This window comes from Advenella sp. (assembly GCF_052108595.1).
Lineage (GTDB): Bacteria > Pseudomonadota > Gammaproteobacteria > Burkholderiales > Burkholderiaceae_B > Advenella.
Genome location: NZ_JBQEAU010000131.1, coordinates 1 through 11,420, shown reverse-complemented (window position 1 = coordinate 11,420; position 11,420 = coordinate 1). Strand labels below are relative to the sequence as shown.

Below are 11,420 nucleotides of genomic sequence, written 5' to 3'. Positions count from 1 at the left end.
AGCCTGTGCTGCTTCAGCCTCCTGGGCATTACGCAGGGCTTCTTCCTGAGCCTGTCGTGCCTGCTCAGTCTGGTGTGTCGACTCCTGCTCCGCGGCTGGTGGCTGCCCGCTTCCCTCGTCCTCACGCCTACCGCTGCCTGCTGCGGGGCTCAGGATTCCCTGAGCGGCCAGACCACCTGCAACCGCGCCGGGCACCGCTATGCCGCCCGATGTCGAAGGCGCCACCGGCATAGCCGGTGTGGCGGCCGACAATCCCATCATGGACGATAGTTCATCGACCGATTGCAAACGCAAGGCAGACTGCAGCACCGTGCTCAAATCCACCGTGCGCAGAAACTGGCGCGAATAGCCCGCAGGCGCCGCTGCCGCCAGCGGTTCCTGCGTATCCTTGACAAAACGACGCACCGGGCTTTGCGGCGTCTGCCCGCAAATCATGGCCCGCAACAGGGCGCCCAGGCCGTAAACGTCGGTCCAGGGGCCGATACGCCAAGCCGCATCGTCAGTCTGCAACTCGATGGCGGAAAAGGCTTCCGTGCCCGGCACAACGTGGGTCCCTTGCTTGACAAAAGGCTGGCCGACACCCGGCAGTAGCTTGGCACGGCCTACCGGGTCCAGAAAAACGGTTTGCATGGACCACAGACCATAGGCACGCTGCTGTGCATGTAGTGCCTTCAGTTGTGGCAGCAAATCCAGCACCAGATCTTCCAGCTGTCCCTGTGATGCAGATCCTGTCCCCAATCCGGTCTTTTCCAGCGGCTGCCATGAGGGGTCGACGTTGCTTATAAGGTCCTGTAACGAGGTCGCCATAATGTTGTTTCCTATGCCAGGCTTGTCAAATGCATTAATCGGTAAATAGCTACAATCTGAAATTGGTGTGCGTGATAAACAGCGAATTGAACAGTGTAATATTCAACGCGCCGCCATGCACCATGGACTTTTGCGCAGCACCATTGGCCTGGTTGGTCCACCAGTAACTGTTATGTGCATCGCTGTTAAAGCATAGGGCCAGCTCCGGCCAGCGCGAGTCGTTCTGGTCCAGCTTTTCAATCGGCGCAGTTTCATGGCCGCCGTTCAGAATATCCAGAATATCACTGCTGCCATCGTCTTCTATCATTTGCGTAGAAGCGCGTGTCAGCATTTGCGTCAACGTGCCGCGAGCCCCCTGGATATTCTGCTCGAACTGCGTGGCCGAGCAGCCATGTCCGACGGCAGCCAGCAGGCTGCGCCCCAGCTGCTCGTAAAACCGCCCCGAACCCGACACCTGCTGCGCTTCGTACTGCGTTGCCGGCACATATAGAACCGCCATCAATGGATAGGCGCGTCCCACCCGGTCGCGGCTTGGCGCCAGACATCCCATCTGCACCATATCGCACCCGAGCGAAGCGGGAATCAGGAAATTCCAGATGGGCGCACTCAGATATTCCTGCTCGGCCGACAGCAACACCGATTCATGCATGGCAACAAGACCCGAACTGAGCCAACGGTGCCACCAGCCGATCAGGCTCTGATCGAGCCGTCGATGCACAAAATCACCACTGGAGGGCATTTTTCCATACCAGCCCAGCGATTCGGAAAGTTGGTCAATACTGATTCCGCCCATGTCTAACCCTTCCCTGGACATCTGAAACTGCGCATATCGCTCAGGCGAAATGGACTTTTGGCCGAATAGGCGGCAAATTCCAGGGTCACCCGACGACCACCGATATTGAAGGTGGCGACCGTCACTTCCGGTGAGCGTCCCTGACGCTGGCTGGCGCGGTCCAGCAGGCGATTGAGCGCCCAGGGACCTGATGCGGAAATGCCCGAGGTGCCGATTTGCGGCTGCAGACTGATCGTGACCTGGTTACTGCCCTGCTTACCAGGCCACTCCATGGTCGTGCCCACTTGGGGGCCATGGGCGTAGGTCAGCGTCTGCCCGTCCACTTCCATCACCATCTGCGTAATTTCCGGATCCATATCGATCGGACGGACCGCAACCTTGAATGACGGCTCCAATTTGCCGGCAGCAAAATAGACATCGCGGATGACCGATGCTTTTTCAAAGGAGTCAAGAAAGCCTGCAACGCCACCCTTGCTGCCGTCGATGCCGGGCTTGAAGCGCCATTTGCCGCCACTCATATCGACCAGGCTGGCCAGGTTTTCACGGAAGAACTGGTCCATCATCTGCTGGGGACCAAAGAAACGCGCAAAGTCATTGGGCGCCACATCCTTGGATGAATTGCCAAACGGATACCGGCCGGCAATCGAACGCCGACAGAAATTGCCAAGCACGGCATTCACGTCCTCACCCACCTTTTCCTGACGAACCCCGGCCACCTGCCGTGAAGCGGTGACCGACAGATCTGTCAGCACGCCGCCTACTGCCGGGGGCACCCGCCCCGCCTCGGCCTGCAGCTTGGTCAAGACATCTGCCGGTGGCAGCGGACTCTGGCTGCGCAAGGCGGTATCGGCCGCGGTCAGATAGGTGTACAGTTCATTGAGCAGCCCCGTCGTGCCCTCTATCGGCGGGGGCACGCCCTGGCCTGCACTGCGGGCCAGTTCGCGATACTGCACAAAATGGTTATCGACAATTTTTTCCAGCTTCTCTTTGGTTGCATCGCGGCGTATCGGATTATCGATCCCAGTTGCGCCGAACATGGATTCGAGCGACTGGGTCGAACCGGACACCCGTTCCCGCGCCCGGTCGAGCAGGGAGCGCTGATTCGCTTCGTCCTCGCGCAGCAGCGTGGTCTCCAGGGCGACCCCTTTGACAAACTTGACCAGTGGTGAATTGGACGAGGACAGGCTGCGGGCGATTTCTATGCTCTGTAGCATCGTCTGCGGTTTGCGCACCGACACATCGGCCAGATAGTTGTCCCAGTACTGCACATAGTCGTCAAAGTATCTTTTTTTTACATCTTCGAACAGCTTGCGATTGCTGCCATCGGCAAAGCTGCCGGCCTTGATCTCAAGCACCCATGTGTCGTCTTCGCGCAACTGCGTGGCGACATTCTCTACGCTCTTGCTAAAGACGTTCCAGTAGCCGTTGTAGGTATACAGCCCGGGGATCCCCTCATTGAGGGGCTTGCCGCTTTTGCGAAAAAAAACCGTAGAGGCTTCAGCGCCACCCAGTGTGATAAAGGTGCTTTGTGTCAGGCTCTGGCCGGACAACAGGCGCAGCATGCGGCTGTACACCCGTTCGGCCAGCGCATGGCGATCAAGATTGCCCCGCACCCGCTCGATCAGCGCGTCATTCCTGGGAAACGGTGAAGACATCACCCCGTTGTTGAACAGCCGGTTGATATGCAGCTTGAGCTGATCATAATCCTGCGTGGTGTAGCCTGCGGGCAGAATTTTCTGCATATCGGACAGTACCCACGACTGCAAAAACGACGGATCGTAATGCTCGGTATCGTACATCATGAGATAGGCACGCAAGGCCTCGTACGAGTATTCCAGATCGTCGGGAGGGGCATTTTCCAGCGCATTTTCGATACGTCGCGACACTTGCGGCAACAGGACTTGTTTGATCGTCTCATCGTAAATACTATTGGCCGCCGCAGCGATCTTGCTACCCTGATAAAGACCGAAAGTATTCCAGACCGGCGGGCTTTCGACCGGGAAGTCTTTGCCATTGGGCAGGTCGGTCGTCGCATTCATAAACGGCACCAGACCCAGCACATCGCCCGATTCGGTAATCTTGATATCCCGGCTTAGTTGATTAAAGCCAGGCAGCTTGTCGCCGACATGCTCAAGATAGTTACGATTGTTCCGGTAGCTATTGAGCCACGCCAGCAGGCAAACGGCAAGAACGGCAGTCAACAGCACATAACCACCCCACTGGATCGTACGATAGCGGCGTTCCCATTTCAGGTTCAGGCCAGCCAGCATGGACTCGGGAAAGACCACATCCTTGAGCAGATTATGCAGGAAGTAGCTTTTCCCCGTTTCCAGCGGAATGCCCGAGCCTTGGTCCCGGATGCCCTCGATCTTCAGATATTTCTTGAGCTGGCCGGTGACCCGATCGAAGGTCTGGCCGCCTTGCGTACCGCTGGTGAAATAAATGCCTCGCGGAATCACCACCGATTCAAACTTGGAACTGGAAAATACGTCGCTCAGGAAATGCCCCAGCACCTGGCGCAGGCCGGCAAACTGTTGCGGCAGCAGATACGCCAAGGCGCGTCGCGTGTCGTCCTGCTCTGCAGCCAGCACATCGGGCAGGGCTTCGTAAAGCCGTTTCTGCAGCAATTCGTACTCGGCGTCATAAGCAGTCATCAGCTTGAAGTCTGGCTTTTGCGCCTGCTCGTACGGAATCGTAAAGCCCCAGATCTGATCCAGTTCCTGCCGACTGAAGGTCGCAAAATACTCTTCGAACCCGGACAGCAAGTCGGTTTTGGTCACCAGCACGTACACCGGGAAATGAATACCCAGTTCTTCGCGCAGCTCCTGCAGACGGCGACGCAGCACTGCGGCGTGGGCCACCCGTTCCGTGTCGGTCGCACTCAGCAGATCGGCCACGCTCACCGTGAGCATCACGCCGTTGATTGGCTGGCGTCCACGATACTTGGTCAGCAGGTTCAGAAACCCCTTCCACTCCTGCTCATCGCCGGTCGGATCGCTTTCGTGTGTGGTATAGCGACCTGCCGTATCCAGCAACACGGCCTCGTCGGTGAACCACCAATCACAATTGCGGGTACCGCCGATGCCCTTGAGCGCCACTTTGCCGAAGCGGTCCGCCAACGGAAAATTGAGTCCCGAATTGACCAGCGCGGTTGTTTTTCCCGAACCCGGCGCGCCAATGAATACGTACCAGGGCAATTGATACAGATACTGCTTGGAAAAGCGCGCCAGCGGCGACTTGTTCTCACCGGCTTCAAAACGCGAATTGCGCAGCAGCGTAATGGCTTCGTCGAACCGCTCAGACAGGACCTTGATCTCGGCGCGCTCGGCTTCGGGCATCGCTTTGAGCTCGGCTTCGGGCTTGGGCTTGCGCAATTGGCCCAGCAGTTGCGCATTAAGCCGCCCTTCACGCCACTTGCGCCAGATAATACGCAGTAGCCAGATGGCCCAAATGGTGCCGATCACCCAAAGACGCACCTCCCGGGAATCGAGCAAATACCAGTTATTGACCGACAGGCTCGGGCCCACCGTCCAGATCAGGAACGATATGACCAGCAGCCCGAGAAAAACCCACAGACCACGACTGAAAAGAAAACTGAAGAAGCGACTGATCATCGGTTCGCTCCCCGCTCGGGCATGGCAGACGGGTCAGCCGGGGCAGACGAGCCCGGCGCAACAGGCGAAACAAGCAAGGTAATCTCCACGCGTCGATTGCGTGCCCGATTTTCCGCCGTATCGTTCGGCGCTACCGGGTCGGCCTCTCCGCGACCCTCCGCACGCACCCGCAGTTTATCGGTCAGGCGTTCATCCAGCAGTTTTTTGACGGCGTCAGCACGGGCCTGGGACAGTTCCCAGTTGGAGGGATATTTAATGGTCTTGATCGGTACATTATCACTGTATCCGGTGACCAGAATATTGCCCTGAACTGAATTGAGCGCATCGGCCACGCGTGAGAGCACCGGCAGATATTGGGAGCGGATGGCATCGGCACCCGACTCGAACAGACCGTCGCCGCGCAGCACAATCACGCTGCGATCGGCTTCGTCACGAACGGTCAGTAAATTTTCGCGTATTTCAGGTGCAAGAAACGGCGCAATCCTGTTGGTTTTGACTGGTTCGCGTTTGACCTGCGGCGCGCTGATCTGCACCGTTGGCGGTTTGATTTTAATGACGTCCGCAAACAGTTTGTCCGAACGATCTCCCAGACTCCACTGCAAGCCAAGAAACGACAGAAAACCCAGCGCTACGGCCAGCACGGCAAATACCCACAAGGGAATCGGCAGACGCCGCACCTTGTTTAAAATCGGCGCATCCTGCCAGTGCGGAGACAATGCGGCGGCATATTGGCCACGCGCATTGCGCAAGATAAGCAACAGGCGCTGGCGCAATGTTTCCAGTTGCGAGCGGCCGTTGTCCACGACCCGATAGCGGCCCTCGAAGCCCAGCACCAGACAATAGTAAAGCAGCTCCAGCAGGTCGATGTGCTGCGCCGGGTTCTGCGACAGCTTGGCAAGCAACTGGAAAAACTTCTCGCCACCCCAGGTCTCGTTATGGAAGGTGACCAGCAGGCTATTGGCCGACCACATCCCACCGCCGCCCCAGGGCGTAAGCGCCGCCGCTTCATCCAGTGCCGTGCACAGACAATAACGCGCGCCAAGAATCGTCTCGTTGCGTATGCCTGCATGCTGCGCGCGCAATTCAAACTGGCGCACTTCATCGACCAGGTGTTCGCGCAACTGGGTGGGCGACGGATGCGAGCGGGTATTGCGAATTTGCGGAATCAGTACCAGCAGCGGATTGGCCGCGGCAACCAGTGTATTGGAACCGCTAATGACATAGTCATCGGGCCGCAATTTGCCTGCATCGGGCACCGCGGTGGAGTTTGCCCAGGGACCAATTGGCGTCCCCGCGAAATTTTCTGCCATGTTTATCTGTCCCGATCCTCTCTGACTGCCCAGAACTCAAGTGTCAGCCCCGGAAAGTCTCCGGCCAGATGCAGCGCCAGCGCGCCGGTGCGTTCCAGTTGCGTCCACATATCGCCGGTTTTTTCCAGAGAAAAATAAATATGCCCGGCACTGTACGGCAGCTGACGCGGTACATTGGTGACCGGCTTGAGTGAAACACCCGGCAACTGCAGATGCACCAGATCGCGGATACGTTCGACCGGTCCCAATTTGACCTGTGCCGGAAAGCGGGTTCGCGTGAGTTCGGCCGGCATATCGGCATGAACGGCAATAATAAATTCGGCAGACTGCAACAGGTGCGGGTCGGTAATCTGCCCCACCCGCAGTCCCTGCCCTTTGTCGTGCAGCGGTATGCGAATGGCCTGCTCTTCCAGAATGGTCGTCAACGCCCGGCGCAGCACCTGCATCAAGGGCTCAAAGCTGAGTCGCAAATTGTCATGCACATAAGCGGGGAATGTTTCCATTCGCTTTCCCGTGCCGGTAAAGGTCGCCAGATCGCTGGCCAGCATCAGAAAGTCGTGGAAAATGCGCTCCGGATGCACATTGCCAAGTGTGATCATATGCCATAAGGCGCCACGATAGCGATTGATGGTTTCCAGTATCAGGAACTCCGAGACTTCGGCAACGCCGCCGCGCCCCGGCTGATTCAGACGCGCCGCCAGCAGTTCGCTGCGGGCATTGAGCAGTCCGAAGAGTTCGCGGATAAAGCTGGTCAGGGCAAAACTCACATTGCTCGACAGCACCGGTGCGATATAGGTGAAGTCAAGGACGACCTTGTTGTCGGCGCTGCGTTCGGTAATCCAGGCCAGCGGCATGCCGATCCACTCGTCGCCGAAATCGGACTCAAGCATCAATCGAAAACGCAACCGTCCGACCTGGACCACCGCCGTTCCCAGCGACACTTCACAGGTATCGACAACTTCGTCTTCTATGACGCTATAGCGCGCCAGGGAATCAGGCGTCTCTTCGAACACAACATCTTCAGCGCCTTCGCGTACTCGCGGTATCGCCAGGTACACCCGTTTGTCCAGGGTGCCGGCAGGCACCTCAAGGGCAAATGGCGCAGATTCGGCGTCAAAGCTAAATGGCGTGCCATCGGGAAACAGGCCGGTGGCCTTTTTCAGCGCAATCTTGCCCAGCGCCAGGGCATCAATGTCAATATCCAGGTCCTGAAACCCCCAGAACACACTTGTGATACTTTCAATGCGTACCCGCAGGTTGTGTTCCAGAAATCGTTCGAACTGCTGAAAATGATGAGGGCGAAGAAACATCCCCTCCGACCAGACTACTTTATCTTTTATGCTCATAAAACAATCTGCAATTTAATTTATTTTGGTTCTGTTTTGTTGACGTTGACAGCGGCTCTCTGCACATCGACGCGAATACGTTTTTCGTCAGGAGAGAACTGCCAGAATTTGTAGAAATTGGTCGTCTCGGCTTCGGGCAGATCTACTACCAGGCGCCACTGACTGTTGTTCAGATCACGGTACGAGGCAACAATGCCCAGCGCCTTGGCCTGGGTGCTTCCCGATGCCTTGATTTCCTCAGTACTGCCTGGCTTGATGATACGGGAATTGACTTCAAGCATCTGATCGCCAAGTACTGCGCGCGGGTCCTTCATAAGGGCAAAATAGTCTGCCGTGTCAAAGGCATTGGTGGACTTCAGTTCATAGACAGTGACCTTGACCGGAGAAGGTTTGCCCGAAGCGTTAGGGTTTACCTGACTGTCCGCCTTTAACTCTATGATATAAGGGACTGCCATTTTAGATTCGGTAGATGCGCATCCGGCCAGCACACCGGCAGCAATCAGGCCGACCGTTCCCAGCTTCATGATCTTGTTATAAATAAATGTCATTTGCCATGTCCTCATTCAAATAGCGTGCCAGTGTCTGACCATTACCGCGTAACAAATACAATAGCCGCAATAGCCGCCGTACAGACGCATCGGCAAGGGCGTTTGCACCCGCCAGGTCCTGTCTGCCAGCGCGCCTGCACACCCGGCAAATTCGTCAGTTTCAATTGTGTTTGTGACAGACCAAAACATCAAGCACAAAAACCTATACTCTTACTGAAATTAACTAAGGTGTAGTTAAATTAAACAGTATTTTTCCAAAGTTACCTATCTGTTACATAATTTACGTTTCTTAAGCACGACGCTGCCGATTTAACATGTTATTGTCATCTACAGGTATTAATATATTTAGTACGCAGTCCTGTTGCCGTAAACACTCCAATGAAGGACACTTCCTTCGCAGAAATGGCAGTACAGTGACTGATCTGCATTTGTGATTGCATTTGTCATCCGCCGTAATAAAACGGTATATTTCATTTGCATTAACAGGCTATGTCAAACAGCATTATTAAATATTTCTATTACACAAACATGTCTCAATTCAAAAAAATGAACGCTTCACGTGTATTTCTGCTGCCCGGTGTACTTGCTGCTGGTGTCCTGATGTCGGCATGCTCCCTGTGGAGCAGCTCCGGTCCAACTGCGCTGTCCTCGTCCGAAGAAGTACAGATTCGGCCGATACGCGAAAGTTTTATGGCAGGACAATACGAGGCGGTCATTACGCAAGTGACGAACACCCCGACACTGAACACCGGCTCGGTCCCGCTGCACACGACTGCACTCAAGTACAAGGCATTCAGTGAGTGCCTGACTGAAGCCAAGCGCAGTTGTGCCAGCACTTTTGAACAAATTTTGACACTGGATCCCAATTTCGCATTGCTTCCCGCCGAAAAATCGCATCCCTCCTGGGGACCGGTTTTTGAGCGAATACAGAAACAGCATCAGCCCGGCAAAACAGCAAGCCCGGGCACACAGGCCAGCGGCAGCATTACGCCCATCCGTCCTCTGACAAAGTAGGCTGGCGCGGCACGACGGGGACGCCACAACCGTCTCCGGTCAAGGAGCAGAACTTATCATGAAACTGACCGTACAACATCTGCACAACGCCACCACGTTTATATGTCAGCTGCAGCCGCCCGGCGGCACGATTGGCCGTGGCCAACAGAATGATATTAATCTGCCCGATCCATCGGGCGAGCTGAGCACCCTGCAGGCGATTGTCCGCATGCAAGAGGGCGGCGCCACGGGCACTGTGCTCAATATGAGCAGCATGAGCCGCGTTGCTGTCAACGACACACCACTCGGACTGTCCCAGGAAGCTAACGTAAGCAACGGCGATCGGATTACCGTGGGCGATTATCTGATTGTCGTTGACGGACCACCAGCAACCTCCAGACCCGCTGCCGTTGACGACACGGGCCTGAGCGCGACCCCATACGATACTGCAGCGTTTGTCGGCACGGCAGCTGCGGGCGCGACGACAACTGCCCGCGCCTTCCCGGATTCGACGACTGCAACTGCCGGCGGTGACGAGCACCTGCCCACCTGGCATCCGGCCTATCAGGCTCCTGCCGAACATACCGCTGACGCAGCGCAGCCGGATTCCTATCCTGAAGAACACCCCCTTGGCACGCCCATTAACAGGATGCCGCCCCCAGCGCCCGTGCCCAACACCACAGTCGCGCCCCTGGGAGACAACACGACACGATCGCGTGCGTCGCCGGAAAATGCACCTGCAGCGTCGCCTGCCGATACGGGCAACAGTCCTGCAGCAGCGCCTGTGCCGGAAGAAAACCCCGACGATATTTTCAAGGATCTGCTCAGCGGTCCTGGCGTGCTGCCCGTTGGCGGCAATGCTACCGATGAACGACATCCATTTGACATGGAATCGGCCACCAATCGCAATCATCATAATCCCGTAGAACTGCTCAAGCCGGAAGGCATGCATCATCCATCGATCGATGGCGACCCACTGGATGCATTGCCTAGCGATGGTGCGGACAAAGATCGCCACACCATATTCAGCGACGACAGCCCGACGACACTGAACAAAGATACCGCCCTGGACAGCCACAAGCAGGACAATATTCTTGAGACGCTGCAACGCGCGGCGCATTCGGGATACAAAGACAAAGACTCTGGCAAAAAATAAAGCGCCTGGCAAGGCAGACTATCGGCAGAGGCGCAACCGTCCTGAATCCAATCCTCTGAAAAAAATGCCCGCTGACAAATTAGCGGGCATTTCTTCAATCTTCATTGCAACACGATTGGCTTTCAGCTGTATTGATATACAAACTCGCCGTCCTGCGCATCCAGGGACAACCGGGCGAGACTGCGGCCTTCGATCGTGCTCATAAGAATTTCCTGACTCACATTAGGCAATACCGTATTGGTCAGAATCGCATCCACCATCCGCCCGCCGGACTCCACTTCGGTACAGCGTCCGACGATCTGCGAGACAGCAGCGTCGGTTACGTCAAAATCAATATTGTGATTTTGCTGCAGACGCACCTTGATGCGGCCCAGTTGCAGGCGCACGATACTGCCTAGCATCTCATCGGACAGCGGCAAATAAGGCACCACCACCAGTCGACCCAGTAGCGCAGCAGGAAACACACCCAGCAAGGGCTCGCGCAAGGCGCCGGTCAGTCCTTCGGCATCGGGCATCAAATCAGGATCCTTGCACAGATCCACGATGCGATCCGTACCTACATTGGAGGTAAGAATAATCACGGTATTTTTAAAGTCGATATAGCGGCCTTCACCGTCTTCCATCCAGCCTTTGTCGAATACCTGAAAGAAAATCTCATGCACATCGGCGTGCGCCTTCTCGACTTCATCGAGCAGAACCACGCTGTAGGGGCGTCGCCGCACGGCTTCAGTCAACACGCCACCTTCGCCATAACCAACATATCCGGGCGGCGCTCCCTTAAGTGTGGAAACGGTATGCGCTTCCTGGAACTCGCTCATATTAATGGAGATCAGATTCTGCTCGCCGCCATAAA

8 protein-coding genes and 1 pseudogene are annotated in these 11,420 nt (G+C 56.2%); 2 read left to right on the top strand and 7 right to left on the bottom strand.

All coding sequences use genetic code 11. The features are described from left to right. From ACTIKR_RS18245 to tssJ, 6 genes and pseudogenes are all read right to left on the bottom strand, one after another. Nucleotides 1-807, bottom strand: a pseudogene (locus ACTIKR_RS18245) (hypothetical protein); the annotation flags it as partial. Between the two features lie 49 nt (nucleotides 808-856). Then, nucleotides 857-1,600, bottom strand: coding sequence for a type VI secretion system-associated protein TagF (gene tagF, locus ACTIKR_RS18240; protein WP_193088376.1), 744 nt, complete (start codon nucleotides 1,598-1,600; stop codon nucleotides 857-859). A 2-nt stretch (nucleotides 1,601-1,602) separates the two neighbouring features. Beyond that, complete coding sequence (gene tssM, locus ACTIKR_RS18235) at nucleotides 1,603-5,214, bottom strand: type VI secretion system membrane subunit TssM (RefSeq protein WP_193088377.1); 3,612 nt, start codon at nucleotides 5,212-5,214, stop codon at nucleotides 1,603-1,605. Continuing rightward, on the bottom strand, nucleotides 5,211-6,524 hold the full coding sequence (locus ACTIKR_RS18230; RefSeq protein WP_193088378.1) for a DotU family type VI secretion system protein: 1,314 nt from the start codon (nucleotides 6,522-6,524) through the stop codon (nucleotides 5,211-5,213). The genes tssM and ACTIKR_RS18230 overlap by 4 nt, the downstream gene beginning before the upstream one ends. A gap of 2 nt (nucleotides 6,525-6,526) precedes the next feature. After that, entirely contained in the window at nucleotides 6,527-7,870 is a 1,344-nt protein-coding gene (tssK, locus tag ACTIKR_RS18225) for a type VI secretion system baseplate subunit TssK (protein ID WP_193088379.1), read from the bottom strand. 20 nt (nucleotides 7,871-7,890) lie between these two features. Continuing rightward, the gene (gene tssJ, locus ACTIKR_RS18220) at nucleotides 7,891-8,418 is read right to left on the bottom strand and encodes a type VI secretion system lipoprotein TssJ (RefSeq protein ID WP_442328605.1); all 528 of its coding nucleotides are present in this window, start codon (nucleotides 8,416-8,418) and stop codon (nucleotides 7,891-7,893) included. Nucleotides 8,419-8,964: 546 nt separating this feature from the next. Here tssJ and ACTIKR_RS18215 point away from each other — a divergent pair. Both ACTIKR_RS18215 and ACTIKR_RS18210 read left to right on the top strand, forming a co-directional pair. Further along, nucleotides 8,965-9,432 (top strand): TssQ family T6SS-associated lipoprotein, encoded by a 468-nt coding sequence (locus ACTIKR_RS18215; RefSeq protein ID WP_442328604.1) that lies wholly within the window; start codon nucleotides 8,965-8,967, stop codon nucleotides 9,430-9,432. 58 nt (nucleotides 9,433-9,490) lie between these two features. Beyond that, on the top strand, nucleotides 9,491-10,567 hold the full coding sequence (locus ACTIKR_RS18210; protein WP_442328603.1) for an FHA domain-containing protein: 1,077 nt from the start codon (nucleotides 9,491-9,493) through the stop codon (nucleotides 10,565-10,567). A gap of 122 nt (nucleotides 10,568-10,689) precedes the next feature. Here the strand turns inward: ACTIKR_RS18210 and ACTIKR_RS18205 are convergent. Continuing rightward, nucleotides 10,690-11,420: AAA family ATPase (locus ACTIKR_RS18205; protein ID WP_442328602.1), on the bottom strand; the 731-nt coding region annotated here is incomplete at its 5' end.

What these genes read in the sequence shown, in the direction of transcription:
- tagF (WP_193088376.1), bottom strand. Translation starts at nt 1,600, where the DNA reads ATGGGCGGAATCAGTATTGACCAACTTTCCGAATCGCTGGGCTGGTAT.
- tssM (WP_193088377.1), bottom strand. Translation starts at nt 5,214, where the DNA reads ATGATCAGTCGCTTCTTCAGTTTTCTTTTCAGTCGTGGTCTGTGGGTT.
- ACTIKR_RS18230 (WP_193088378.1), bottom strand. Translation starts at nt 6,524, where the DNA reads ATGGCAGAAAATTTCGCGGGGACGCCAATTGGTCCCTGGGCAAACTCC.
- tssK (WP_193088379.1), bottom strand. Translation starts at nt 7,870, where the DNA reads ATGAGCATAAAAGATAAAGTAGTCTGGTCGGAGGGGATGTTTCTTCGC.
- tssJ (WP_442328605.1), bottom strand. Translation starts at nt 8,418, where the DNA reads ATGACATTTATTTATAACAAGATCATGAAGCTGGGAACGGTCGGCCTG.
- ACTIKR_RS18215 (WP_442328604.1), top strand. Translation starts at nt 8,965, where the DNA reads ATGAACGCTTCACGTGTATTTCTGCTGCCCGGTGTACTTGCTGCTGGT.
- ACTIKR_RS18210 (WP_442328603.1), top strand. Translation starts at nt 9,491, where the DNA reads ATGAAACTGACCGTACAACATCTGCACAACGCCACCACGTTTATATGT.